The 26,337-nt window shown below is 60.1% G+C and carries 26 protein-coding genes; 10 read left to right on the plus strand and 16 right to left on the minus strand.

Annotated elements, in window-relative coordinates:
* Positions 1–71: 71 nt before the first annotated feature.
* On the minus strand, positions 72–1,424 hold the full coding sequence (gene purB, locus B7G66_RS04800; RefSeq protein WP_003620167.1) for an adenylosuccinate lyase: 1,353 nt from the start codon (positions 1,422–1,424) through the stop codon (positions 72–74).
* A 207-nt stretch (positions 1,425–1,631) separates the two neighbouring features.
* Here purB and B7G66_RS04805 point away from each other — a divergent pair, with 207 nt between their 5' ends.
* Genes B7G66_RS04805 through B7G66_RS04820 form a run of 4 tightly spaced genes read left to right on the plus strand, consistent with a single transcriptional unit; the run spans position 1,632 to position 5,266 of the window.
* The gene (locus tag B7G66_RS04805; RefSeq protein ID WP_003620166.1) at positions 1,632–2,231 is read left to right on the plus strand and encodes a YjbE family putative metal transport protein; all 600 of its coding nucleotides are present in this window, start codon (positions 1,632–1,634) and stop codon (positions 2,229–2,231) included.
* A complete protein-coding gene (locus B7G66_RS04810) occupies positions 2,213–4,261 on the plus strand; it encodes a lytic transglycosylase domain-containing protein (RefSeq protein WP_003620165.1) in 2,049 nt (682 codons plus the stop codon). Before B7G66_RS04805 ends, B7G66_RS04810 begins: the two co-directional genes overlap by 19 nt.
* On the plus strand, positions 4,261–4,722 hold the full coding sequence (locus B7G66_RS04815) for a phosphatidylglycerophosphatase A family protein (protein ID WP_003620163.1): 462 nt from the start codon (positions 4,261–4,263) through the stop codon (positions 4,720–4,722). The genes B7G66_RS04810 and B7G66_RS04815 overlap by 1 nt, the downstream gene beginning before the upstream one ends.
* Positions 4,723–4,759: 37 nt before the next feature.
* On the plus strand, positions 4,760–5,266 hold the full coding sequence (locus B7G66_RS04820; protein WP_003620161.1) for a CinA family protein: 507 nt from the start codon (positions 4,760–4,762) through the stop codon (positions 5,264–5,266).
* A 242-nt stretch (positions 5,267–5,508) separates the two neighbouring features.
* Here B7G66_RS04820 and B7G66_RS04825 read toward each other — a convergent pair whose 3' ends face one another.
* The 13 genes from B7G66_RS04825 to B7G66_RS04885 all read right to left on the minus strand — a co-directional run bounded on the left by B7G66_RS04825 (position 5,509) and on the right by B7G66_RS04885 (position 19,424).
* Positions 5,509–5,826: a hypothetical protein gene (locus tag B7G66_RS04825; RefSeq protein ID WP_003620159.1), complete on the minus strand. Its 318-nt coding sequence runs from the start codon at positions 5,824–5,826 to the stop codon at positions 5,509–5,511.
* 34 nt (positions 5,827–5,860) lie between these two features.
* Positions 5,861–6,349 (minus strand): type II toxin-antitoxin system RatA family toxin, encoded by a 489-nt coding sequence (locus B7G66_RS04830; RefSeq protein ID WP_003620158.1) that lies wholly within the window; start codon positions 6,347–6,349, stop codon positions 5,861–5,863.
* A complete protein-coding gene (gene lipA / locus B7G66_RS04835) occupies positions 6,349–7,341 on the minus strand; it encodes a lipoyl synthase (RefSeq protein WP_003620154.1) in 993 nt (330 codons plus the stop codon). The genes B7G66_RS04830 and lipA overlap by 1 nt, the downstream gene beginning before the upstream one ends.
* Before the next feature lie 169 nt (positions 7,342–7,510).
* Positions 7,511–8,923, minus strand: a complete 1,413-nt coding sequence (gene lpdA / locus B7G66_RS04840; RefSeq protein ID WP_003620153.1) for a dihydrolipoyl dehydrogenase — start codon at positions 8,921–8,923, stop codon at positions 7,511–7,513.
* A 10-nt stretch (positions 8,924–8,933) separates the two neighbouring features.
* Positions 8,934–10,244 (minus strand): pyruvate dehydrogenase complex dihydrolipoamide acetyltransferase, encoded by a 1,311-nt coding sequence (locus tag B7G66_RS04845; RefSeq protein ID WP_003620152.1) that lies wholly within the window; start codon positions 10,242–10,244, stop codon positions 8,934–8,936.
* Between the two features lie 12 nt (positions 10,245–10,256).
* A complete protein-coding gene (locus B7G66_RS04850; RefSeq protein ID WP_003620150.1) occupies positions 10,257–11,630 on the minus strand; it encodes a pyruvate dehydrogenase complex E1 component subunit beta in 1,374 nt (457 codons plus the stop codon).
* A 4-nt stretch (positions 11,631–11,634) separates the two neighbouring features.
* Positions 11,635–12,594 (minus strand): pyruvate dehydrogenase (acetyl-transferring) E1 component subunit alpha, encoded by a 960-nt coding sequence (gene pdhA / locus B7G66_RS04855; RefSeq protein ID WP_174805748.1) that lies wholly within the window; start codon positions 12,592–12,594, stop codon positions 11,635–11,637.
* A gap of 131 nt (positions 12,595–12,725) precedes the next feature.
* Positions 12,726–13,223, minus strand: coding sequence for a cyclic pyranopterin monophosphate synthase MoaC (gene moaC, locus B7G66_RS04860; protein WP_003620146.1), 498 nt, complete (start codon positions 13,221–13,223; stop codon positions 12,726–12,728).
* Positions 13,220–14,071, minus strand: coding sequence for an indole-3-glycerol phosphate synthase TrpC (gene trpC, locus B7G66_RS04865; protein WP_003620145.1), 852 nt, complete (start codon positions 14,069–14,071; stop codon positions 13,220–13,222). Before trpC ends, moaC begins: the two co-directional genes overlap by 4 nt.
* Before the next feature lie 33 nt (positions 14,072–14,104).
* Positions 14,105–15,211, minus strand: coding sequence for an anthranilate phosphoribosyltransferase (gene trpD / locus B7G66_RS04870; RefSeq protein ID WP_003620143.1), 1,107 nt, complete (start codon positions 15,209–15,211; stop codon positions 14,105–14,107).
* Positions 15,212–15,217: 6 nt separating this feature from the next.
* Positions 15,218–15,820 carry an anthranilate synthase component II gene (locus B7G66_RS04875; RefSeq protein ID WP_003620142.1) on the minus strand — a complete coding sequence of 201 codons (603 nt, stop codon included), beginning with the start codon at positions 15,818–15,820 and terminating at the stop codon, positions 15,218–15,220.
* An 86-nt stretch (positions 15,821–15,906) separates the two neighbouring features.
* A complete protein-coding gene (trpE, locus tag B7G66_RS04880; protein ID WP_080545524.1) occupies positions 15,907–17,421 on the minus strand; it encodes an anthranilate synthase component I in 1,515 nt (504 codons plus the stop codon).
* A 71-nt stretch (positions 17,422–17,492) separates the two neighbouring features.
* Positions 17,493–19,424, minus strand: coding sequence for a peptidylprolyl isomerase (locus B7G66_RS04885; protein WP_040510818.1), 1,932 nt, complete (start codon positions 19,422–19,424; stop codon positions 17,493–17,495).
* 279 nt (positions 19,425–19,703) lie between these two features.
* Here B7G66_RS04885 and tpiA point away from each other — a divergent pair, with 279 nt between their 5' ends.
* The 4 genes from tpiA (at position 19,704) to kdsA (ending at position 23,392) form a co-directional block, all read left to right on the plus strand.
* Entirely contained in the window at positions 19,704–20,447 is a 744-nt protein-coding gene (gene tpiA, locus B7G66_RS04890) for a triose-phosphate isomerase (protein ID WP_003620139.1), read from the plus strand.
* A gap of 39 nt (positions 20,448–20,486) precedes the next feature.
* The gene (gene secG, locus B7G66_RS04895) at positions 20,487–20,792 is read left to right on the plus strand and encodes a preprotein translocase subunit SecG (RefSeq protein WP_003620138.1); all 306 of its coding nucleotides are present in this window, start codon (positions 20,487–20,489) and stop codon (positions 20,790–20,792) included.
* Positions 20,793–20,915: 123 nt separating this feature from the next.
* Positions 20,916–22,547 carry a CTP synthase gene (locus B7G66_RS04900; RefSeq protein ID WP_003620137.1) on the plus strand — a complete coding sequence of 544 codons (1,632 nt, stop codon included), beginning with the start codon at positions 20,916–20,918 and terminating at the stop codon, positions 22,545–22,547.
* Positions 22,544–23,392: a 3-deoxy-8-phosphooctulonate synthase gene (gene kdsA / locus B7G66_RS04905; RefSeq protein WP_371861391.1), complete on the plus strand. Its 849-nt coding sequence runs from the start codon at positions 22,544–22,546 to the stop codon at positions 23,390–23,392. The genes B7G66_RS04900 and kdsA overlap by 4 nt, the downstream gene beginning before the upstream one ends.
* Before the next feature lie 149 nt (positions 23,393–23,541).
* Here kdsA and B7G66_RS04910 read toward each other — a convergent pair whose 3' ends face one another.
* Positions 23,542–24,030, minus strand: a complete 489-nt coding sequence (locus B7G66_RS04910) for a DUF3429 domain-containing protein (protein ID WP_003620135.1) — start codon at positions 24,028–24,030, stop codon at positions 23,542–23,544.
* 316 nt (positions 24,031–24,346) lie between these two features.
* Here B7G66_RS04910 and eno point away from each other — a divergent pair, with 316 nt between their 5' ends.
* Together eno and B7G66_RS04920 are read left to right on the plus strand one after the other, a co-directional pair.
* Entirely contained in the window at positions 24,347–25,627 is a 1,281-nt protein-coding gene (gene eno, locus B7G66_RS04915) for a phosphopyruvate hydratase (protein ID WP_003620132.1), read from the plus strand.
* A 77-nt stretch (positions 25,628–25,704) separates the two neighbouring features.
* The gene (locus B7G66_RS04920; protein ID WP_003620130.1) at positions 25,705–26,034 is read left to right on the plus strand and encodes an FtsB family cell division protein; all 330 of its coding nucleotides are present in this window, start codon (positions 25,705–25,707) and stop codon (positions 26,032–26,034) included.
* 92 nt (positions 26,035–26,126) lie between these two features.
* On the opposite strand, the gene rpmG is transcribed toward B7G66_RS04920, so the two are convergent.
* Positions 26,127–26,294 (minus strand): 50S ribosomal protein L33, encoded by a 168-nt coding sequence (gene rpmG / locus B7G66_RS04925; protein ID WP_003620129.1) that lies wholly within the window; start codon positions 26,292–26,294, stop codon positions 26,127–26,129.
* Between the last annotated feature and the right edge of the window lie 43 nt (positions 26,295–26,337).

The following is a 26,337-nucleotide window of genomic DNA, read 5'->3' on the forward strand; positions in this document are numbered from 1 at the left end:
ATCCTGTATGTCTGGGCCTGTCCGGTTTGGCGCGCGCCGGTACCGGACAGGCAGGTCTGCCGACTGTCCCCTTATGCGGACCGGGGGCCGGTTTCACCAAATACGCGGTTGTAGGTATGGTCCAATTGCCGCAGATGCGCCGTGCTGTCCATCGCCGCATCCAGCACTTCGGCAGGCACGCGTCCCGCAACCTCTGGGTCGGCGTCGAGGTTTTCGCGGAACGTCCTGCCGTCGGGCTGTCCCAGTTTGGTCCATGTTTCCATCGCGTTGCGCTGCACGATGCGATAGGCATCTTCACGCAGGATGCCTGCGCGTGCAAGCGCCAACAGCACTTCACCCGAATGGACAACGCCACCCAGGCTTTCGATATTGGCCTGCATGCGATCGGGATAGATGACCAGCTTTTCCATCATGCCGGCAAGGCGCATCAGCGCGAAGTCAAGGCCGATCGTGCCATCGGGGCAGATGTTGCGTTCCACCGACGAATGGCTGATGTCGCGTTCATGCCACAGCGCCACATTTTCCAGCGCCGGGATGACATGTGAACGCACCAGACGCGCAAGCCCGGTCAGGTTTTCCGACAGGACCGGGTTGCGCTTGTGCGGCATCGCGGACGATCCCTTCTGCCCCGGATGGAAGAACTCCTCCGCCTCACGCACTTCGGAGCGTTGCAGGTGGCGTACTTCAACCGCAAGGCGTTCGATTCCACTGGCGATGACCGCCAGCGCGCAGAAATAGGCCGCATGACGGTCACGCGGGATGACCTGCGTGGAAACGCCTTCGGGTTCGAGGCCCAGCTTGCGTGCGACATATTCCTCCACGCGCGGGTCGATATGGGCATAGGTGCCCACCGCCCCGGAAATCGCGCATACGGCAATTTCCGCGCGTGCACGGACAAGGCGTTCGCGGTTACGCGCGAATTCCGCATAATGTCCCGCAAGTTTCAGCCCGAACGAGGTCGGTTCGGCATGGATGGCGTGGCTGCGTCCGATCGTCAGCGTATGTTTGTGCTCGAATGCGCGCTGTTTCAGCGCGGCGAGCAGCTTGTCCAGATCCTCAAGCAGCAGGTCGGTCGCCTGCACCATCTGCACCGACAGGCAGGTATCAAGTACGTCGGATGATGTCATGCCCAGATGGACGAAGCGGCTGTCGGGGCCGACCTTCTGGGCAAGCCATGTCAGGAAGGCGATGACATCATGGCGTGTCACGGCTTCGATTTCGTCAATCTGGTCCAGGTCGGCCTGCGTGAACGCCGCCATGGCGGCGTCGCCCTTTTCACGGATGGTGCGTGCGGATTCCTTGGGGATGGCGCCGTATTCGGCCATCGCCTCGCAGGCGAGGGCCTCAATCTCGAACCAGATGCGGTACCGGTTTTCCGGGGACCAGATGGCGGCCATCACCGGCCGGGTATAACGCGGGACCATAGGGTTGGATTTCCTTAACAAAATGCGCGATAGGGGAATGTGGGACCCTTTCCTAGCCAATTCCGCGTCGCGCGTCTTCCCTTTCGTGCATATTTCAAATCCGGATACGCATGATTGCATGGCATCCGCGTCCCACGGCATATAACAGGGCAGACCGAACTTACTTTCACGTCCCTTATGGGCGGTGCAACAGGATATCCCTGCTTCATGTCATTTGCCGTTTCCGCCTCCTCGCTTTACGCGCTTGGTCAGGTTGTCCTCATTGATCTCACGCTTGCGGGCGACAACGCGATCGTTGTCGGGATGGCGGTGCGCGGCCTGCCTGCCCCACAGCGCAGGGTTGCGATCCTTTCGGGGGTATTGGGTGCGGCACTGATCCGTATCTGCCTTGCACTGGTGGCCGTCCGGCTGCTGGCGGTCATCGGCCTGACACTTGCGGGGGGGCTCCTTCTGCTATGGGTCTGCTGGCGGATGTATCGTGAAATGCGCGGTCCCGGCCATGCGGGGGAAGATGGCGCCCCTGCCCCCGCGTCATTGCGCAACGCCATTATCCGCATCATCGTGGCTGACCTGTCCATGAGCCTTGATAACGTGCTGGCCGTGGCGGGGGCCGCGGGCGAACATGTAGGCGTGCTCGTAACCGGGCTGGTGGTGTCGGTATTGATGATGGCCATCGCGGCGTCGCTGATTGCACGGCTGCTGGAGCGGTTTCGCTGGATTTCATGGATCGGGCTGCTTGTGGTGCTGGTTGTGGCGGTTGAGCTGATCTTCAAGGGCGGAGGTGAAGTGTGGACCCATCTTTCGTGACGGGTGACGGTCGGGCTATCGGTTATTTCCGGCGTCGCGCGCACGGTGCGCTGCGGCGTAGCGCCTTTCTTGCCTGCGTGGCGGCCGGGGTATGGATGTCCTGCCCGGTTCTTTCCCTTCATGCCGAAGGTCCTGCCATCCCCCCTGCCCCCGCATGGCCTACGGAGCGACAGGCCGGGACAGGCAATGCCGATGACAGCCCGGTCGCTGCCCGCCTGACGGTTTATCTGCGGCTGCTGTCGCCTGCGGGCGGCACGGCGGATGAATATGCCAATTTCCTGACCGAAAGCACCACATGGCCCAGACGTGGTGTCATGGTTGCGCGTTTTGAGCGTGCCCTGTCACAGGAAGGCGATCCTGCCGTACTCGCGCGGTTGTGTGCGCGTTGGCAACTTGGCACCGCACAGGCCCTTGCCCGATGTGCCACAGGGGCGGCACTTCCCCCATCGCGGATCACGCAATGGGCGCGTGCGGCATGGATCGCGGGAAATGACCAACCCGCCGATGCGCGCCTGATGCAGCAGCAGTTTGGTTCCAGCTTCACCGCGCAGGATAACTGGCGGCGTTTCGATCGGCAGGAGCGTACAGGCCGCCTTGGCGCCGCGGACGCGCAGGTGTCATTCCTTGATCCGCAGCAGCAGGCGCTTGCGCGTGCGCGGCTTGCCTTTCATCATAACGATATGGGCGCTGAAAGCCTGCTTGCACTGGTGCCACCTGACCAGCGCGATGACGCCATACTGGTGCTGGAGCAGTTGCGCTGGCTTGATCATGCGCAGCGCCTTGATGATGCCCTGGCGTTATGGAAGCGTTCGGGGTTCACCATAGAACAGCAGCAGGACAAGGCGGGGGCCGCGATATTCTGGCATGCTCGCGATGCGCTGGCGCGTGATCTGTTGGCGCAAGGGCGTAATCGTGACGCCCTGCTGGTTGCCGATGACCGTTCTGCCCTGCCGGAGGTCAGTTTTTACGATACGCGTTTCCTGAGCGGCTGGATCATGTTGCAACGGCTGCACCAGCCTGCAAAGGCGCTGGCGGCGTTTGCCCCCCTGACCACGGCAACTTCGCTGATTACCCGTAGCCGCGGATTATACTGGAGTGGGCGCGCGCAGGCCGCACGTGGCAACCGCGCGGCGTCCCGTGTTGCGTGGGATGAGGCCGCACAGCTTGCCAATACTTTTTATGGCCAGATGTCGATCACCTGCCTGCAGGATAATGCGGTCAATGGACTGTTGGCCCCAAGTCAGGCCGGGCAGTCCGTGCGTGAATATCTGGTGCGCCTGCATCCGCCCGAACCCACGGTCGAAGAGTCCGTGCGTTTCGAGACATCGGACCTTGCGCGTGCGGCCCAGATCCTGGCGTCGTGGAATGATTTTCATCATGCCCGTGATTTCGTCATCAAGCTGGATGAAGAAGCGACCCACCCGGTGGAGCATGTGATGGCTGCCCGGTTGGCAACCCGCCTTGCGATGCCTGATGTCGCGGTGCTGATTGCACGCCGCGCAGGTCGTGACGGGCTGGCATTGGTGGAGGATGGCTGGCCGCGCCCCTATGTTCCGGCAGAACATGATCTGCCGCAGGGGCTGGAACTTGCAGTCATGCGGCAGGAAAGCAATTTTGATCCCACCATCGTCAGTGGGGCGCATGCAGTTGGCCTGATGCAGTTGCGTCCTGCCACGGGCGAGGAGCTGGCGCGGCGTACGCACCAGTCATTTGGCACGATAACGGCAGCCACGCTGACGAACCCGCAGGTCAACATGACGCTGGGGGCTGCTTACCTGCAGCAGTTGATGGAGCGCTTTGGTGGGAGTGTACCCTACTTGCTTGCCGCCTATAACAGCGGTCCGCATCGTGTTGATACATGGCTTGCCTCCCTTGGGGACCCTGCACGTGACCATGCATCGGGCGAGGTTGTACTCGACTGGATTGAAAGTATCCCGTTCGAGGAAACGCGCAATTATGTGGAACGTGTGATGGAAAATATGGCGGTTTATCAGGCTCGGGCGATAACAGGACAGGAGGTCGCACGGTAATGCGTTTCCTCGCACGGATGATTGCCTGTTTTGGTGGCTGTGGTTTTTTCCCCAGGGCACCGGGGACGGTTGGGTCTCTGGCGGCGTTACTGGTGGGGATACCGCTATTACAGCACGTGGCGTGGATGGGCATGGCCATCATGGTATGCTGTGTCATCGGGTATTGGGCCACGGCCATGGTGTCCAATGGGGAAGACCATGGTTGGATCGTCATTGATGAAGTCGCAGGCATGTGGCTGTCGATGTGGCCGCTTGCCCCACTTTCCCCCTTTGCCCTGCGTGGCGCCGATTGCCTGTGGCTGGCGCTGGCGTTCGCACTGTTCCGGCTGTTTGACATCACGAAGCCGGGGCCGGTTGGCTGGTTTGACAGGCGTCATGATGCGGTGGGCATCATGGGCGATGATATCGTGGCGGGTATGGGGGCGGGCCTGATTGTCATGGCCCTGCATGCCATTGCCTGATCCCAGCGTTGGGGTAAGTAGAAACAGGAGAGTGGATATGGAACCGTCATTGCCCACCCCGATGATGCAGGGGGCGCTGCTGCTGTTCGAAGAACTGGCCCGGCAGGGACGTCGTATTGTCACGGCTGAAAGCTGCACCGGCGGCCTGTTGGCCGGGTCCCTGACGCAGCCAGCAGGGGCATCCGAATTCGTGGCGGGTGGGTTTGTCACCTATTCCAACGCCATGAAGATGCGATTGCTGGACGTGCCTTCTATCCTGCTTGACCTGCGTGGCGCAGTCAGTAGCGAGGTTGCCGCAGCCATGGCTGATGGGGCCGTGGCGGTCGCCCCTGATGCGGATGTCGCGATATCTGTAACAGGGATTGCAGGCCCCGGTGGGGGAAGTGCTGAAAAGCCGGTTGGTCTGGTCTGGTTCGCGGTTGCGATAAAGCAGCGGCAGACCCGGACGGTTTCGGTCGTATTTTCCGGGAACCGGGATTCAATCCGACAGCAGGCAGTTATTTATGCCCAGACACTGGTGCTTGAGGCGTTACATACTGGTTAAGTAGGATGTTTTCTATGGAATGAGATGGAATTTCAAAAAATAACAAAGCCAAAATATGTCATTCATTCGAAATAAATCGTATAAAAATTTGTTCTGTATAATTTATAAAAAATAACTTTATTTCTATTATTTGGTAATTATCCGAGTGTATATTTCATATACATCTGATATATGTTGCGATCAGGTGCCATGACCTGATCGCGTGCAGAAAAAGTCAAATTTCTGTCTGGTAACATCCTGTTTTAATACATTGCGACAGTATCGCTGGTTTCAGGTACGCGGATGGGCGGCGAAGTCATTCCCGTTCCTGCGGCCTGGACAGGCTGAACCTTGCCGTTCGTTACGGCCTGCGGCGGGGCTGCTGCTGGTGTTGTCATGCTGGCCCGGGCTTTTTTCAGGCTTATGGCGTTGAGGTCCGCTGTTTCAGCGTTGCTGCCGGGGGCGGGGTGCTGGCTGGTTGATGCGTGATGATGTGCATGCCCCCCAGCCGGAGACGCATGTGCCGTCCCTGCCCCCGCCATTACAGACAGCAGGAAAATCAGGAAAGAAGAATATTTCATTAGACCATTTTCCGGGAAATAGGCATGCCCGCTTTTATGCGTTTCCCATCTTGGCGGGCATGGTCGAGGGATTGGCGGGCGGTATAATCGTGGGTGGACCATAAATATCGCGGGCCCGCCGGATAAAGGCCGAAACCATAAGGCGAACGGCCTCGTTGAACACAACGCCAATTGCCGCCTGCAACAGGCGGGAACGGAATTCGAAATCAACAAAGAAATCGATCAGGCATCCCCGTTCATCAGGGGTAAAGGTCCAGACGTTGTTAAGGTATCGAAACGGACCTTTTTCATAGGTAACGCGGATGGTCCGTGGTTGATCCAGGGTAACGCGGCTGGTGAAGGTTTCGCGAAACGGGCCAAAACCGATCGACAGGTCCGCCACCAGCAGGGTGGCGGTGCGGCTCCTGACGCTGGCATTGACGCACCAGGGCAGGAACTGCGGATACTTTCCGACATCGGCCACCAGATCAAAAAGCTGATCTGGAGAATAGGCGATCAACCGACGTTCGGCATGGGTGGGCATCACTTCGTCTCCATCGCGCCATTCTGGGCTTCCAGACGCTTTTGTCGTGCGGCGCGCAATTCCGCAAAATCAGAGTCTGCATGATACGATGACCGTGTCAGTGGCGAGGAACTTACCTGAAGGAACCCCTTGACCCGGGCCATGGCGGCATAGTCGGCGAACTCATCCGGCGTGACAAATCGCGCCACCGCAGCATGCTTGACCGTAGGTTGGAGATATTGCCCCAAGGTGATGAAATCAACGTCTGCTATACGCAGGTCATCCATGACCTGAAGTATTTCCGGCTTGTCTTCCCCCAGCCCAAGCATCAGACCTGACTTTGTGAAGATCGACGGATCAAGGCGCTTGACGTCGTCAAGCAGCCGCATCGACTGGTAATAACGTGCGCCAGGCCGGATGGACGGATACAGACGTGGCACGGTTTCAAGATTGTGGTTGAAAACATCAGGCCGCGCCCTGACCACAACCTCCAGCGATCCGGGTTTACGCAGGAAATCCGGGGTCAGGATTTCGATGGTGGTGGTGGGGGCCGCCTGCCGGATCGCGGTGATGACACGGGCGAAATGCTGCGCCCCCCCATCCGGCAGGTCATCGCGGTCAACGGACGTAATGACCACATGGCGCAGGCCCAGCTTTGCTACGGCTTCGGCCACACGTTGCGGTTCATCGGCATCCAGCGCGTTTGGCAACCCGGTGGTGACATTGCAAAATGCACAGGCGCGGGTACAGATCTCGCCCATGATCATCATGGTTGCATGACGCTGCGACCAGCATTCACCGATATTGGGGCAGGCTGCCTCTTCGCACACCGTGACCAGATTCTGGTCACGCATCAACTTGCGGGTTTCGTGATAGACGGGGTTATTGGGCGCACGCACCCGGATCCAGTCCGGTTTTCTGGCAATGGGATTGTCAGGCCGGTGCGCTTTTTCCGGGTGCCGCGCTGCGGGGGAACCCTCCTTGCGATGATCGATCAGGACACGTACGGACATAGCGGTAAAACCCCGAAAAACAGGCAGATATCCACAAGTGGAACGCACCGTTCCATGCGTCAAGCATTCTTGCGTCCCGGAACCTGGCGGGCAATCACAAGGTCGGGAAAAGCGGAAAGTGTAACATACCTCCCCCGTTCATGGCGCATGAAAGCGGTCTTTGCAGCCTTCAGAAATGCAGCGCCCCATCATAGGCGGCAAGCACGGCTTCGTGCATGGCTTCGGAAATTGTGGGATGCGGGAAGACCGTTTCCTTCAGTTCGCCATCCGTCAGTTCCGACGTCCGGGCAATGACGTAACCCTGGATCATCTCCGTCACTTCGGCCCCGATCATGTGCGCACCCAGAAGTTCGCCGGTCTGTGCGTCAAAAATGGTCTTGACCAGTCCCTCGGGTTCTCCCATCGCGATGGCCTTGCCATTTCCCACAAAGGGAAAGCGCCCTACCCTGATCTTATAGCCAGCATCCTTTGCCCGCGCCTCGGTCATCCCGACGGAAGCGACCTGTGGACGGCAGTACGTGCATCCGGGGATGTTGAGCGGGTCCATCGGATGGACGTCCCGCCCCGCAATCATTTCCGCGCACATGACCCCCTCATGGCTTGCCTTGTGCGCCAGCCACGGTGGCCCGGCGATATCCCCGATGGCATAGATCCCCTTTTCCGCCGTGCGGCAGTAGGGATCGACCTTGATATGGGTGCGGTCAACTTCGATTGCCGTGCCTTCCAGCCCGATATTCTCCACATTGCCGACAATCCCGACCGCCGAAATCACGCGATCGACGGTCATGTCGTGCGTTTTGCCGCCAGCCTCGATCTTCAGGGTCACGGTTTCGGCCCCTTTGGAAACGGACACGATCTTCGCGCCCGTCAGGATCTGCATTCCCTGCTTTTCGAACGCCTTGCGGGCCAGACCGCTTATCTCCTCGTCTTCCACCGGCAAGATACGTCCGGCAACCTCCACGATGGTCACTTCGGACCCCATGTTGCGATAGAACGACGCGAATTCTATTCCAATCGCCCCGGACCCGATCACCACCAGACGTTTTGGCAACGTTGTCGGCACCATGGCCTCGCGATAGGACCAGATCAGTTTCTGGTCCGGCTCCAGCCCTGGCAGAACACGTGCCCGTGCGCCCGTGGCGATAATCACATGCGGGGCGGCAAGGGAGATCGCCTCCCCTCCCTTGGCCGGTGTTACTGACACACGGCGCTTATCACCCTCCCTGCCGTCGAGGCGGCCAAAGCCGTTGATGACTGTCACCTTGTTCTTTTTCAGCAGGTGTCCGACACCTGCCGACAACTGCGCCGAAACCGCACGGGAACGTTTGACCACCTTTTCAAGGTCAAAACGTACATTGTCTGCCGCGAACCCGAATTCCCCAAGGTTATGCAGCAGATGGTTGATTTCCGATGCCCGTAGCAGCGCCTTGGTCGGGATGCAGCCCCAGTTGAGGCAGATACCACCCAGATGCGCGGCCTCCACCACCGCGACCTTGAGGCCAAGTTGCCCCGCGCGGATTGCACTGACATATCCGCCGGGACCACCACCGATGATGATGATGTCAAATTGGGAAGTGCTCATGCCAGCGTCCTCAGACCAAGAGACTTAGCGGATTTTCCACTACGGAACGGAAGACCGAAACCCATTGCGCAGCAAGCGCGCCATCGACGACGCGGTGATCGACCGACAGGGTCACGGTCATGACGGTTGCGATGCTGATCCCCCCATCCTTCACCACAGGGCGCGCTTCTCCTGCCGCGATGGCAAGGATGGCGGCCTGTGGCGGGTTGATGATGGCGGAAAATGCCTTGACCCCCATCATTCCCATGTTGGAGATGGAGAATGTTCCCCCCTGGAATTCATGGGGTTTGAGCTTGCCCGCCCGCGCGCGCTTGATCAGGTCACGGGTTTCCGCGCTGATCTGGCCAAGGCTTTTGTGGTCGGCCTGCCGGACGATGGGCGTAATCAGGCCATCGGGGATGGAGACCGCCATCGAGATGTCGATCGTGTCGTAATGGACCGTCATGTCGCCCGCAAAGGAGACATTCACGTCAGGCACCCGGCGCAGCGTGACGGCGGCGGCCTTGATGAGCATGTCATTGACCGAGATCTTGTAAGCCCCCGGCCCATCCGCAGGGGATGCCGCGTTCAGTTGCGTGCGCAGCGCAAGCAGCGCGTCGAGTTCGACATCAACCTCCACATAAAAATGCGGAATGGTCGATTTCGCTTCGCTCAGGCGGCGGGCAATGACCTTACGCATCGTCGAATTGGCGACGGTGTGGTGTGGGGTATCGCCTGCAATGGCCGCGATGTCCTGCACAGGTGCGGGGACGGTGGCCGTGGGTGGTGCGGCAGGGGACGCTGCGGGCTGTATGGTGGCCTGTTCAACATCGCGACGGACGATGCGCCCGTTCGGGCCGCTTCCATTCAGTGCGGACAGGTCGATCCCTTTCTGGCTGGCGATACGCCGTGCAAGGGGGGATGCGAAAATACGCTGGCCCCTGGCCTGCCCCCTGGCCTGTCCTCTGGCCTCCTGGCCCGTGCCTTGCCCCGTGGCGGCGGGCATGGTCGTGGCAGGGATGGCGGCGGCAGCCGGGGCTGTGACTGGAGCAGGTGTCGGGGGTGTGGCAGGGGGGCTGGGCGCATCGGGCACGGCCTCCCCCTCGGTCACAAGGATGGCAATTGGTGTATTGACGCTGACTGCGTCGGTCCCTTCCTGCACGAGGATACGGCCAAGGATGCCCTCGTCCACCGCCTCGACCTCCATTGTGGCCTTGTCCGTTTCGATCTCGGCAACGACGTCACCGGCGGAAACGGCCTCCCCTTCCTTTTTCAGCCAGCGCAGCAGCTTGCCTTCCGTCATGGTGGGAGACAGCGCCGGCATCAGGATATTCGTGGACATCGCGTTGCTCCCTCAGACGATCTGCCGAACGGCGTTGAGTATCCATTCGACATTGGGCAATGCCAGTTTTTCAAGGTTGGCGGCGAATGGCATCGGCACGTCGGCACCTGCGACGCGTACCGGTGGGGCGTCGAGGTAATCGAACGCATGTTCAATCACCTGCATGGCGATTTCCGCCCCCATCCCGGCAAAGGGCCAGCCTTCTTCCACGCAGACAAGTCGGCTGGTCTTCTTGACGCTGTTCACGATCGTTTCGGTATCAAGGGGACGGATGGTACGCAGATTGATCACTTCCGCGCTGATGCCCTGATCCGCCAGTTGCGTCGCAGCCTCCAGCGCCACGCCGACCATGATGGAAAATGTCACGATGGTGACATCGCTGCCTTCACGTTCGACCTTGGCCTTGCCGATGGGCAGGATGAAATCCTCATCTACCGGGCATGGGAATTTCTGTCCGTAGAGGATTTCATTTTCAAGGAAGATAACGGGATTGGGGTCGCGGATTGCCGCACGCAAAAGCCCCTTCGCGTCGGCGGCGGACCAGGGGGCCACGACCTTCAGGCCGGGGATGTGACCGTACCAGCTTGCATAACACTGTGAATGCTGCGCGCCCACGCGTGCCGCCGCACCGTTGGGCCCACGAAAGACGATGGGACAGGACATCTGCCCCCCGGACATATAGCGCGTTTTGGCGGCGGAATTGATGATTTGGTCAATGGCCTGCATGGCGAAATTCATGGTCATGAATTCCACGATCGGTTTCAGCCCCGTCAGCGCCGCGCCAACCGCCATGCCGGTAAAGCCCTGTTCGGTAATCGGGGTGTCGATGACACGTTTCTCTCCGAACTCGTCCAAAAGCCCCTGCGATACCTTATAGGCGCCCTGATACTGCGCGACTTCCTCGCCAATCAGGAAAACGTCGCCGTCACGGCGCAATTCTGCGGCCATCGCGTCACGCAGGGCTTCACGCACTGTGATCTCGCTGGTTTCGCCCCAGTCCTTTTCGGCGCCCATATGGGGGGCTGGTGGTATGGCAGGGGCGCTGGTCGTCCGGGGGGGCGCCATCGGTACAGACGCCGTCGCGGATGCGGGGTTTGCGGATACGGGTTTTACAGGCGCCGCGTCGGCGGCGGAACTGTCTTCCCCCGGTGTAAGAAGGATGGCGATGGGGGTATTGACCGCGATATTTTCCGTTCCTTCGGGAACGAGAACCTGCCCGATGGTTCCCTCTTCCACCGCCTCGACTTCCATCGTGGCCTTGTCGGTTTCAATCTCGGCGATCACGTCGCCGGGGGCGACATCTTCCCCCGTGTTCTTCAGCCAGCGCGCCAGCTTCCCTTCTGTCATCGTGGGGGACAGGGCGGGCATCAATATCTGTATGGGCATGTGTTCAGCTTTCGACAAGCACATCGGTCCACAGTTCGGACGGATCGGGTTCGGGGCTGGTCTGGGCGAAGTCACTGGCATCGACAACGATGGCCTTGACCTTGGCGTCAATGGCTTTCAACGCGTCTTCCGTCGTGCCCATGTTCAGGAGTTCCTTGCGCACACGGTCGATCGGGTCGTGGTTCTTGCGCATTTCGTCCACTTCGGACCGCTGGCGATACTTGGCGGGATCGGACATCGAATGACCGCGATAGCGGTAGGTATCGACCTCCAGCAGTACCGGCCCCTTGCCCGCGCGGCAATGTGCGACTGCGTCACGCGCCGCGTTGCGCACGGCTTCCACATCCATGCCATCGACATGGAATCCCGGAATGCCCCATGGTTCCCCGTTGCGCCACAATTCACGCGATGCAGAGGCCCGCTCCACACTGGTGCCCATTCCGTAATGGTTGTTTTCAAGGACAAAGACGCACGGCAGCTTGTGCAGGGCGGCGAGGTTAAAACTTTCGTAGACCTGGCCCTGATTGGATGCGCCTTCGCCATAATAGGTGACGGAAACTTCGTCCGTACCACGATATTTGTTGGCAAAGGCAAGCCCGATACCAAGGGAGACCTGCGCACCGACGATGCCGTGCCCGCCGTAAAAGTTCTTCTCGCGGGAGAACATGTGCATTGATCCTCCCTTGCCGTGGGAATATCCGCCTTCACGTCCGGTCAGTTCCGCCATGACCCCGCGTGGCGTCATGCCCGCGGCAAGCATCTGCCCATGGTCGCGATAGGACGTGATGATTTTGTCCCCGTCCTTGAGCTCCATGTGGATACCGACCACCACGGCTTCCTGCCCGATATAGAGATGGCAGAACCCGCCGATCAGGCCCATCCCGTACAACTGTCCCGCACGTTCCTCAAAACGGCGGATCAGGACCATCTGGTAATAGGCTTCCTGCAGTTCAGCCTGGGTCATGGCCTGACTGTTACGGCCGACTACGACATCGGAAACTTGTTTTTCACTCATTGAGTGTCCTTGCCTTCTTACATGACGTACAGACCGGGCCAGGCCAGATAATCACGCAGCAACCAGGGGTCGCGTCCGGTTTATCTGGATGGCGGTGCCGTCCTTTCATAAAGCCCTGATGCGCCGCCGGATTTATGGTGCAGGCAAATTTGACCGATCTCCATGTCGCGATCGACCGCCTTGCACATGTCATACAGCGTAAGGCCCGCCACGCAGACAGCCGTCAGGGCCTCCATTTCCACACCGGTTGGGCCGGTGGTGCTGACGCGTGCGGTAATCTCAATACCTGGTGTATCCGTCGTGGGGATAAGGTCGACCTTGACCGATGATAATGCCAGCGGATGACATAGCGGGATCAGGTCGGCAGTTTTCTTCGCCGCCATGATGCCCGCGATCCGTGCCGTGGCCAGTACGTCCCCCTTTGGCGCGGTGCCTGACAGGATCATGTCCCGCGTTGTGCCGCGCATGGTAATACGGCCCTTTGCCACCGCTTCACGCCGGGTTTGCGCCTTGCCAGAGACATCCACCATGACGGCGTTGCCCGCAGCATCAAGATGCGACAGTGTCGTTTCCGTCATGCCGGTGCGGTGCCCAGCAGCATGCGGACCGCATTCGCCGGATCATCCATGCGCAGCAGGCTTTCACCGACCAGAAATCCACTGGCCCCCACGGCATTCAGCTTCACGATGTCCTCGTGCGTGCGGATGCCGCTTTCAGAGACGATGATCCGGTCCGGCGGGACCATCGGTGCAAGTTCCAGTGTCGTGCCAAGGTCGGTCTTCAGGGTCTTTAGGTTGCGGTTGTTGATGCCGATAAGCGATGTATCAAGCGCCAGCGCCCGGTTTAGTTCCTGCTCGTCATGCACTTCGACCAGTACGTCCATGTCCAGTCCGCGTGCGATGTCGAGGAGTTCCGCAGCCTCTGCATCCGTCAGGATCGCCATGATCAGCAAGATGCAGTCCGCACCGATCAGGCGGCTTTCATGTACCTGCCACGGATCAAGGATGAAGTCCTTGCGCAGGATCGGCAGCTTGCACGCCTCGCGCACGCGGGTCAGGTCTTCGGCGCTTCCGTGAAAGCACGATCCTTCCGTAAGCACGGAAATGCATGCCGCCCCTGCCTGTTCATATTCCTGTGCAATCAAGGTGGGCTGGTAATCGGCGCGCAGGATGCCGGCAGAGGGGGACGCCTTCTTGATTTCCGCGATAAGCCCGATCTGGTGGTCGGCAGTACGCTGCTTCAGCGCCTGTCCGAAGCCGCGCGGCGGGGTTGCCACCTCGCGCGCGCGCGCGGTGATTTCCTTGAGCGGCATGACGGTTGCACGTTGCGCGACATCCACCCGGGTGCGGGCGCAGATCCGGTCGAGCACATCGGGCAAATCATCGGCATCCAGGTCCGGGACAGAATCGGTCTGTTGCGGCATCATTGGCGTGTCGTTCATTTTTTACCCTGTGTTACTCTATTCTGGCCTGTCCGCCCGGTATTCACGAACGGATTGAAGCACGGCATGCGCCGCGCCATTGTCAAGAACGCTGGCGGCCAAGGCAACGTTCTTACGCAGGGCGACAATAGCAAGTCCGTCGCCCTGAATGATATTCCCATGCCCCGACACATGCAGCGCCACGGCCGCGTTCAGCAGGACCGTGTCGCGGTATGCGCCACGCCCACCATGCAACAGGGCCTCCAGCGCGCGGGCATTATGGTCTGGAGTACCGCCCGCGATCGCCTCGATCGGCGTGGGGGGCAATCCCGCATCCGTGGCCGTGATGGACAGTTCACGGATGATCCCGTCATCAAGCGCGCAGACCCGGTTTTCCCCGGCAAGGGTCAGTTCATCCACCCAGCGGCCGTCACCGCATGCGCCGCTGACGCTCCAGACACAAAGCGATCCTTCGTCACGCAGGGTCTGGACAATTGGACGCCGCCAGCGCGGATCGAACACGCCCACCAGTTGCCGACGGACATGTCCCGGATTGCATAAGGGGCCGACAAGATTGAAAATGGTCCGAAAGCCGAGTTCCCGCCTGACCTGCCCCACATGCCGCAAGGCGGGATGATGGTTGGGGGCAGCAAGGAACGCCACACGGCAGGCATGCACCAGTGCGCGGATATCATCATGCCCGTCCGGCAGGCCAACGCCAAGTTCGCACAGCACGTCTGTCGCCCCGGAACGCGAGGATAATGCCCGGTTGCCATGCTTGACCACCGGCACGCCGAGGGCTGCAAGAACGAAGGCCACTGCGGTGGAGACATTGAACGTGCCAAGCCCGTCGCCCCCTGTGCCACAGACGTCCATGGCCCCCGATGGCAGGCCGTCGACGCCCACCATGCGCGCACGTATCGCACTGACGGCACCGCGCAGTTCGTCCGCGCTCTCCCCTTTTGCATGGAGTGCGGTAAGGAGCGCGGCAAGGCGGATGTCGGAGACATGCCCGTCCATGACCAGGCCGAACACCTCTTCGGCGACCTGAAGCGGGAGGTCGCGGCCAAGCAGCAGCGCCTGCATCGCGGAGCGGAAATCGCCAACCATGGGGACGGGCATGGACTGGCCGGATGACTTCGCCATGACGGTTCAGGCAGCCCTGGATTTGGACGGTGCAGTCCCTGTGCGCGCGATGGCAAGGAAGTTGGCCAGGATATCATGGCCGTGTTCTGAGGCGATGCTTTCGGGATGGAACTGCACCCCGAAGATCGGCAGTTCGCGGTGCCGCAGCCCCATGATCACACCATCTGACGTCCATGCCGTGGGCACCAGCGTATCCGGCAGTGTATCGGGGTCAACCGTCAGGCTGTGATAACGTGTGGCGCGGAATGGGTCCGGCAGGCCGGTAAAGATATCCGTCCCGTTATGGATTACGGGCGAAACCTTGCCATGCATCGGAATGGGGGCACGCACGACCTGGCCACCAAAAACCTGACCGATCGACTGATGGCCCAGACACACGCCGAACATCGGGATTTCCCCCGCCGCGCGCGCGATCAGATCACAGCAGATCCCCGCCTCGTTCGGGGATCGGGGACCGGGGGAAAATACGATCGCCTCAGGCTTCAGACGCATCGCGTCTTCCACGCTCAGCGCATCGTTGCGGCGTACGTCACAGCGTTCCCCCAGGTCCCCCAGATAGTGGACAAGGTTGAAGGTAAAGCTGTCATAATTGTCGATCAGAAGGATCATGGCGATATCATGACCCCCCCGCGTGGCAGGGTCAAATCCCTGTTGGGGCGAGCGATAAAATAAATGTGTGCATTTCCGTACAGCATTTACTCACCTGCTTTTTCAGGCTGTTCGCGGCTGGCGAAACGGACGGCCTCTTCCGCGGCGCGGAACAGGGCGCGGGCCTTCTGGCGGGTTTCCTCGTACTCGGCCTCGGGAATACTGTCGGCGACGACACCGCAGCCAGCCTGTACATACATCTTTGCGTCCTTGACGACCGCCATGCGCAATCCGATGCAGGTATCCATCTGTCCCTCTGGGCCGAAATAACCGATGCACCCGGCATAGGTCGCCCGTCGTGTGGGTTCGACCTCGTCGATGATTTCCATGGCCCGGATCTTTGGTGCGCCAGTCAGCGTCCCCGCCGGGAATCCCGCCATCAGCGCGTCAAGTGCCTCCAGCCCCGGACGGATCGTCCCTTCTACATTGGAGGAGATATGCATGACGTGACTGAAGCGTTCGATGACGAACTGTTCCGTGACCTTGACCGAGCCCAGCGCGCAGGCCTTGCCCACATCATTGCGGCCAAGGTCGATAAGCATGAGATGTTCAGCCCGTTCCTTGGGGTCGGCAAGCAGATCCTGCTCCAGCGCCATGTCTTCGGCGGCCGTGCGGCCGCGTGGGCGTGTGCCGGCGAGGGGACGCACCGTCATCGTGTTATCGCGCAGGCGTACCAGGATCTCTGGCGAAGAGCCGACAAGGCTGAACCCGTCAAGGTCGAGAAAGAACAGGAATGGCGCGGGATTGATCCGACGAAGCGCGCGGTAGAGTGCGAACGGCGGCAGGGTGAAGTCCGCCTCGAAACGTTGGCTGGGTACGACCTGGAATGCATCACCTGCGGCGATATAATCCTGGATACGACGCACCACCGTGCAGAATTCCTCCCGCGTGAAGGGGGATGTGGGGATGGGCGGCGTAATCGCCCCCGTTTCCTGGGGTGGCGTCGGTAATGGGGTGGCCAGAGCCGTACGCGCCTGATGCAACAGCGCCTGTCCCTTGTCCCATATCTCGTCCGCGGGGGTGTCCAGATCGGGGCGTAGCGGCACCGCAAGCAGCAGTTCGTCGCGCACCGTATCGAAAATGGCGAACAGGCCGGGGCGGATCATAAGGCCTTCGGGCAGGTCAAGGTCATCAGGTGGAATATCCGGCAGGTATTCCATCTGTCGGATCATGTCATAGCCAAGATAGCCAAACACCCCGCCGGTCATCGGGGGAAGATGATCGGCAAGCCCGATCCGGCTGGCGTGCAGCACGTCACGCAGGGACTCCAGCGGGGGGCGGTCGTCAGCGTGGAATTCGTGTCGGGCGGCAGCCGGGTCCATGCACAGGCTGGCCTGACCATCATGACAGCGCCAGATCAGGTCGGGCAGAAGTCCGATCACCGAATACCGTCCGCGCGAGACGCCGCCTTCGACGCTTTCGAACAGGAAAGCATTGCGGCCGCCCCTGCCCCCACCATGGCGACTGGCCAGTGGTGAGAGATGCAAGAAGGCTGCAACCGGTGTCAGCAGGTCCGCAGGTTCCACCCGCCATGCAACCGTCGCCTTTCCATCGCGCAGCATGGCCAGAGCCTCTTCGCGGTCGGAAGCCGGCGTTGCCCGGAACGGGGGAATGAACTGCGAAGGGTCTGTGCTCACTGTCCTGCCTCTGGATTGCCCTTGCCGGAAACGGCGGACATAACGGCGCTGATGGCGCTCGGGTTGGGCTTGGGTTTCACGATGCTCTGCAGTGCCTGAGCGTAGCTCATCTCCACATCATCGGCCACGGCCTGCGTCAGTGTCGTGCGGATGCGGTCGAACAGCATGCGCTGTGATGCCGGGTCTGGGGTGGAAATATCCGTCAGCGTCGCAACATAAAAAGCCCCATCCGCCTCCACCATCAGGCTCTGTCCGGTATGGTCAAGGCGGAAGGCGATTTCCGCGATGTCATGCGGGACCTCGGTCACGTCATGTGCGCGCGAAAATGGGGTGCTGTGTACCAGGTCGGGCACAGCGGGCTGAATATGGGCAAGGCCCCCCATGGTCTGGGCTTGTGTATACAGCGTCGTTGCCGTCTGGTCTGCTGCATGACGACGGGCATCGTCCATCCATGCGTCACGGACCTTCTGTGCCGAATCCTCGTACGACAGCGGACGGGCGGGTGTCACACCATCCACGGAAACGGCGTACCATGTTCCCTCGGGGGCCTGCAGCAGTTCGGGGCTGCTGCCCTTTGGCTGGGAGAAGACGCGCGCGACAATCGCCTGGCGCACGGCGTCACTGCCCGGGATGGGGGCTGGTGTGCCCTCCTGCGTCATGCCATGGGCATCGACATTGCCCGCGACCGCCACCGCGCCCAGTTCGGATGGGATGGAATCCAGCCCGCCGCCTGCAATGGCGTCCTGCAGTTTCTGGACCCGATCGCCAATCTGGGCCTGCACCCGTTCGGCCAGTGCCTGCGCCTGCAGGGCGGGACGTGCGGATTCAAAATCGGAAATATGTGCAGGCGTGACATGGAGGACGCGGAAGATGGCCCATCCGCCATCGGTATGGATGGGGGGCGAGACGGTATCAGACGGCGCGTTGAAGATCTGCCGACCGAGTTCCTGTGACGGGATGGAGGAAATGCGGATATCGTCCATTTCCACGCTGGCGCTGTCCTTGCCCGCGCTTTTCTGCATCGCGTCCCAGCTTGCGCCGCCCTGCCATGTCGTCAGCAGTTCGCGCGCGCGCGCCTCGTTCGGGGCGGTGATGACCTGAACGGAGCGGGTTTCGGGGGTGTTGAACCGTTGTGCCTGCTGTTCATACATATGATGCAGGTCCGCATCGGGAATGGTCATGGAGCGGGCCACGGTTTCAGGCGACAGAACCACGATTCGGGCGTGGCGGTACTCTGGCGCCTCAAACAGCCACGGATGGTTGGTATGGAACCGGCGGGCCTGCGCGTCGCTGGGGGCGGCGGGGGTCTGCGCGGCAAAGGGAACGCGCACGATATCCACCTTGCGGGTCTGTGCCTCAAGGTCAAAGATGCGGCGCGTCAGGAGGTCGGGTGCACCCGCACCGTTGCGAATCGGTTCCATCAGGGCTTTTGATGCCTGTTCCGCACGGACCAGTTCAATAAGCCGCGCTTCTGTCATGCCGCTGCTGCGCAGGCGGTTGTTGAAGGTGGTGCGGTCGAATTTCCCGTTTTTGTCCTGAAATGCCGGGATGGCGAAAATCTCGGCCCGCACGGCGCTGTCCGGCACCAGCAGGCCATGGTTGCGTGCCGCAAGCGCGACCTCATCCTGCAGGATCAGGCGCTGGAGGACCTGTTGTGCGATCTGTTCACGCGTGGCCGCCGGGATCTGCGACGGATCGTCAAGGTGCATCTGCTGCGCGATCTGGGGCATTTCCGTGCGTAATGCCTGTTCATAGGCTGGCACAAGGATGGGGTCCGGCCCGACACGTGCCACGACATCGGCACGTTCGGTACCGATGTTCATCAGTACATCCCCCACGCCCCACCCGACGAATGTCAGGAAAAACAGCCCCACGATAACCCTGCCAACCCAGGAATCGACAAAAATACGGCACAAGAATGATAACATGCAGACACCAGACCCAGACGAAAATCGGCAAGTAAACGCAACATGACCCATGCGCGCGTGGCATGGATGGGCCATTTTTTAGCTGCGGCACCATACGGCCCCCCCGTGCGTTTGACCAGAAGGCAGTTGGGGGCGTCCCTGCCCTTCGTGCGGATGGGTTGCCACCTGCAGGGGGGCGTGGTCTAGGTTGGGCCATGACGTCCCCGGTCCTGCCATCAGGCACGGGCAGGCCGGCGGTATTTTACAGTTTCAGTGTGCGCAGTAACCGGAAAAGCAGAAATGAAGCAGATAATCGTCGGCAACTGGAAAATGCACGGCATGACCGCGGATGCGGCCAAGGCGGCCGATGACATTGGCGCGGCCATGGGCGCGGATGTTTCCGGCGCGCAGGTGGTCATCTGTCCGCCCTTCACGCAACTCGCGCTCTTGGGGCCGAAACTGCGTGAACACGGGATCGCCCTTGGCGCACAGGACTGCCATCAGGATCCCTGTGGCGCGCATACTGGCGACATTGCGGCCAGCATGCTGCGTGATCTTGGCGTCCAATACGTAATCCTTGGTCATTCGGAGCGTCGGCGCGACCATCACGAACTGGATGAGACCGTGCGTGAAAAAGCGGTTGCCGCCGCTGCCGCGGGCCTGATCCCCATCATATGTGTGGGCGAAAGCGCCGACCAGCGTTCCAATGGGGATTCGCAGGAAACCGTCGGATGGCAGATACAGGGATCCCTGCCGCAGGGTTTCACCGGCATCGTCGCCTATGAACCGGTCTGGGCGATCGGTTCGGGCACGGCGGCGTCACAGCAGGACATCGCCGACATGACCCAGTTCATCCGCGAGGAACTGGTCCGGCAGTTCGGGGACGCTGGTAAAACCATAAAAATCCTTTATGGTGGGTCGGTCAATGGACGTAACGCCGCCGATATCCTGCCCATCGCCGATGTTGGCGGTGCGCTTGTCGGCAATGCCAGCCTGGCGGCGGAGACGTTCATGCCGATCGTCCGTGCGGCGGTCGATATCTGATATTATCGCCCCCGCCGCAGGGGATAGCTGGGAACAAGTATGATCACGGTCCTTCTTTTGTTGCATCTGTTTGTCACGGTGGCACTGATCGGGACGATCCTGATCCAGCGCAGCGAAGGGGGCGGTCTTGGGATCGGCAGTTCCCAGGGAATGGGCTCCTTCATGTCGGGCCGTGGCACGGCCACACTCCTGACGCGTTCGACTGCCGTTTTGGGCACCATTTTCATGGTGCTGTCGCTGACGCTTGCGATCATGAACCGTGGCGCGTCCTCTGGTGTGGGCCATGACATCCTGGCGCAGCCTGCCGCCCCGTCAGTGCCGGCCACGACGACGCCCGCCAAATGATGTATGCAAACAGCCCGGTTCCCCATCCATGGGGCACCGGGCTGGATATTTTTTCGCCCAATCCGTGATTGCACCCGTCATGGGCCTTTCATGCCGGGCGCAAGCAGTGTAGGAAGGCCATCCATGACGCGGTTTGTATTCATCACCGGCGGCGTGGTGTCCTCCCTTGGCAAAGGCATCGCTTCGGCAGCCCTTGCCGCCCTCCTCCAGGCCCGTGGCTATCGGGTCCGGTTGCGCAAGCTCGATCCCTATCTGAATGTCGATCCCGGGACCATGAGTCCCTATCAGCACGGCGAGGTCTTTGTGACCGATGACGGTGCGGAAACGGATCTCGACCTCGGGCATTACGAGCGTTTTACAGGCGTACCCGCGACCAAGGCAGACAATGCCACGACGGGCCAGATCTATTCAGATGTGATCGCACGTGAACGGCGTGGCGAATATCTTGGTGCGACCGTGCAGGTCATTCCCCATATCACCAACGCGATCAAGGAAATGATCGTGGCGGGAACAGAGGACGTGGACTTCGTCCTGGTGGAGATCGGCGGCACGGTTGGCGATATCGAGAGCCTGCCCTTCCTCGAATCCATCCGTCAGTTGCGTAATGACCTTGCGCCCGAACAGACGATGTTCATTCACCTGACGTTGTTGCCATGGATTGCGGCAGCGGGTGAGCTCAAGACCAAGCCCACACAGCATTCGGTCAAGGAACTCCAGAATGTCGGCATCCAGCCGCAGATGCTGGTCTGTCGTTCCGATCGGGAGATTCCCACCAACGAGCGGCGCAAGATCGCCAGCTTCTGTAACGTCCGTCCCGAGGCGGTCATTGCCGCGCGGGATGTCGATACGATCTATGCCTGCCCCATTTCCTATCATGCCGAAGGTATGGATACGGAGGTGCTGCGCCATTTCGGGCTGCCTGCGGACCACGAACCCGACCTGTCGCGGTGGGAGCGTATCGTCGATGCGATCCGCCACCCAGAGCGGGAGGTGACGATCACGGTCGTGGGTAAGTACACGGCCCTCCTTGACAGTTACAAGTCCCTGATCGAGGCGTTGCACCATGGTGGCATCGCCCATCGTGCGAAGGTGCGCCTGAACTGGGTCGAGGCCGAGGATTTTGAAAAGTCTGATACGAACCTTCAGGCGCTGGCACGTTCCGATGCCATCCTTGTCCCCGGTGGCTTTGGGGAACGGGGTTCGGAAGGCAAGATCCGCGCGGTGCAGTTTGCCCGTGAAAACAACATCCCCTTCCTTGGTATCTGTTTCGGCATGCAGATGGCGGTGATCGAATGCGCACGTAATCTTGCGGGCCTTCCCAAAGCGTCTTCCACCGAATTTGGTCCGACGGAAGAGCCCCTTGTGGGCCTGATGACGGAATGGGCGCGTGGCAATGAACTGCTGCGTCGACGCGAAGGCGGCGAACTGGGTGGCACGATGCGGCTTGGTTCCTATCCCGCACGCCTGGCCGAAGGGTCGCGGGTTGCGGATATTTATGGACGGACGGACATCCGTGAACGCCACCGGCATCGTTACGAGGTGAATGTCCATTACCGCGAGCAACTGGAAAAAACGGGTCTGCGTTTTTCCGGGATGTCGCCCGATGGAATCCTGCCCGAAATCGTGGAATATCCCGACCATCCGTGGTTTGTCGCGGTGCAGTACCATCCCGAACTTCTGTCCAAGCCGTTTGATCCGCACCCGCTGTTTTCGGGGCTGGTGGGTGCGGCATTGAAGCGGACTTCACGCCAATGAACGTGCAGATGGAGAATGCGCAGGTGGAAATCCGGGTCGGGGATCTGGTGATTGGCAATGACCGGCCATTCACCCTGATTGCTGGCCCCTGCCAGATCGAATCGGAATCCCATGCTGTGGAGACCGCTGATTTTCTACAGGCCGTGACGCGTCGGCTGGGAATCGGGCTGATCTATAAAAGTTCTTTCGATAAGGCGAATCGTACCAGCCTGACGAGCGCACGTGGAATTGGCGCGAATCGTGGGTTGGAAATTCTTGCCCGTGTACGCGAACGTTTCAGCATTCCCGTGCTGACCGATGTTCACCTGCCGGAGCAGTGTGCGCCCGCCGCCGAAGCCGTCGATGTGCTGCAGATTCCCGCCTTTCTGTGTCGCCAGACTGACCTTCTGCTTGCCGCAGGGGAAACGGGGGCGGCCATCAATGTGAAGAAAGGGCAGTTCCTGGCCCCGTGGGATATGGCCAATGTGGCGGCCAAGATCGCCTCGACCGGTAACGAGCGTATCATGTTGTGCGAACGGGGAACCTCGTTTGGTTACAACACGCTGGTCAATGACATGCGTGGCCTGCCGATTATGGCACGGACCGGGTTTCCGGTTGTTTATGACGCGACACATTCAGTGCAGCAGCCCGGCGGGTTGGGCAGTTCGTCAGGGGGGCAGCGTGAATTCGCCCCGGTTTTGAGCCGTGCAGCCCTTGCGATCGGTGTGGCCGCCGTTTTCATCGAAACGCACGAAGACCCGGATAAAGCCCCCAGTGATGGTCCCAACATGATTGCGCTGTCACAGATGGAAGGCCTGCTGGCCAATCTGCAGCGTTATGACCGGCTGACAAAGGGCATCGTCTGAGGGCTGGTTGAAAATACAGAAGGTTTTGGATGCTGCTTCTTATGCAGAGGCTTGTTTCCAAAAGGCTTTTCAGACAATGCCCTCGTTATGTCCTGGTCATTATGTCTCTGCCACGGCTTATGAGCCTGCCTGTCACAGGCAGGCTATCCTCAGGCAGTGTATTTCCACGACAGCGCCATGACCGTTACGGCAAGCAGGCAGACCTCCACCACCGTGACGACAATCCATTGCAGCGTCATGTAACCGCGTGGCATCGCCCCCTTGCGCCATGCCATGCGTTCAACCACCAGCATGCCACCAAATCCCGCCATCAGCATCAGCAGCGCCGCCAGTTCATGGAACATCGCCGCGCATAGCGCCAGCCAGCCGATGCCTGCCGGCACACTGCCCAGTAACAGGCGGTAGGTATTGGTTTTTCCTGCTTCCTGACCCGGCGTGATGATCGCGGGTGTTTCGAGTGCCAGCCCCCAGTGAACCGCCCCCATAAAGGACAGCATCACCGCCCCATATCCCACCGTAACCTCCAGCATGCGTGGTGTTACGGTGGGGGAAAGAAAGATGATCGCGCAGGTACATCCTATGATCGGGATCAGGCTGGCGATGCCCATGATGATGGCCAGAAGAGGAAGGCGTTTCACGGTGTGGGACACTCCTTATTTATTTTGAACTTTGAGTCATCTGTTTAATGTCTTGATATATTTATATAAAATAATCAGATCACGGTTATTTTGAAAAAACATGGCGCGCCTGGGGCGCATTTTGCACACACTTCATCAGGAATGTTCATGGTGATCTGGACCATGGTCTTCATACAGGCAGTATCAAACAGCTTCTTATCGCACTCAGGCACGTGACACGTCATATGTTTCTGGTATCGTCGCGCGTACCGGGTATCGGAAGCGCATCCGGTTTTCGATACCTCAATAAACTCTGGAAAAAGAGGAAACGGATATCATGAGCGCCATCATCGACATCATTGCCCGCGAAATTCTCGACAGTCGCGGTAATCCGACCGTGGAAGTGGATGTGGAACTTGCATCCGGCGCCAAGGGGCGTGCGGCCGTTCCCTCTGGTGCGTCCACAGGCGCGCATGAGGCCGTGGAACTGCGTGATGGCGATAAGTCGCGCTATGGCGGCAAGGGCGTGCTGAAGGCTGTCGGCAACGTCGAAAACGATATCCTCAGCGCCCTGCAGGGGGCGGAATCCAGCGATCAGGTCGCCATTGACGAAGCGATGATCGACCTCGACGGCACGCCAAACAAATCCCGGCTGGGCGCGAATGCCATACTTGGTGTTTCCCTTGCCGTGGCAAAGGCCACAGCCGAAGAATTGCAGGTCCCGTTTTACCGCTATGTCGGTGGGGTTTATGCGCGCACATTGCCGGTGCCGATGATGAACATCATCAATGGCGGGCAGCATGCGGACAATCCCATCGATATCCAGGAATTCATGATCCAGCCGGTGGGGGCCCCCACTGTAACCGACGCGATCCGCATGGGATCGGAAATTTTCGCTCAGCTTAAAAAGAGCCTGTCTGGTGCGGGTTACAACACCAATGTGGGTGATGAGGGTGGGTTCGCCCCCGCCCTGAAATCCGCGGACGAGGCGCTCGGCTTCATCAGTCGTGCGGTGGAGGCGGCTGGCTATCGTCCCGGTGATGACGTGACGTTCGCGCTCGATTGCGCGGCGACGGAATTCTATCATGACGGGCGTTATGAGCTGAAGGGTGAAGGCAAGTCGCTGGATGCGGGCGGGATGATTGCGTATCTTGCGGACCTTGCCGCGCGCTATCCCATCGTGTCGATCGAAGACGGGCTGGCTGAGGATGACTGGGAAGGTTGGGCCGAACTGACGGCAAATCTGGGCGGGAAGCTGCAATTGGTGGGGGATGACCTGTTCGTCACGAATCCGGATCGCCTGCGCCGTGGTATCAAGGCCGGTGTCGCCAATTCCCTGCTGGTCAAGGTCAACCAGATCGGCACGCTGAGCGAAACGCTGGAGGCGGTGCAGATGGCGCAGCATGCAGGCTATACCGCCGTTATGAGCCATCGTTCGGGTGAGACGGAGGATTCCACCATAGCCGATCTCGCAGTGGCGACGAATTGTGGGCAGATCAAGACGGGCTCCCTCTCCCGCTCTGACCGGACGGCGAAATATAACCAGTTGATCCGAATCGAAAATGAATTGGCGACGGCTGCGCGGTATGCGGGCCGCACGATTCTCAAGGCGGGCTGAAGTCGCGTGCGTGTTGGTGGTATCCGGTTTCACGGATGCCACCGGACAGGGGTAAAAGGACGGATACCGGACAGCAGATGCAGATTGGCAAGATTATCAGACGGGTCGTGGGAAGCGCCCTGCCCCCTGCCCTTTTTATCGGGCTGACCGCCTATTTTGGGTGGAACGTGATGGGCGGCGAACATGGCCTGCATAGTTATGCCGCACAGCTTCGCCTGCTTGACGAGGCCAATAGCGCGCAGAAAGATGCCTATGCCGAGCAGCAGGTCTGGCTACGCCGGGTTCGTGGGCTCAAGGAAAATACCCTTGATCGTGACCTGATGGATGAACGGGCGCGATCCATGCAGAACCTTGCCCGGCAGGATGAAATCGTCGTCCCCTATGGGCCGCATGACCGGCTTTACTGATCCTGCGTTTCGCGCCTTATGGGCGTGGATATGAAAAAACCCCGGTCCAACTGAATGGATCGGGGTTTTTCATGTCGCATCAAGTTGCAGGATTACTTGATTTTCGCTTCACGGAACGCGACGTGCTTGCGGGCGACGGGGTCATACTTGCGCATTTCCATCTTGCCGGTCTGGGCGCGTGCGTTCTTTTTCGTGACGTAGAAGTAGCCAGTATCCGCCGTGGAAACGAGCTTGATCTGAATGGTGTTGGTCTTTGCCATGATATCCTCAGCACTGCTCCGCCGCTGCTGGAACACTCGGGTG

The organism is Novacetimonas hansenii JCM 7643, from assembly GCF_000964405.1.
GTDB classification, from domain to species: Bacteria; Pseudomonadota; Alphaproteobacteria; order Acetobacterales; family Acetobacteraceae; genus Novacetimonas; species Novacetimonas hansenii.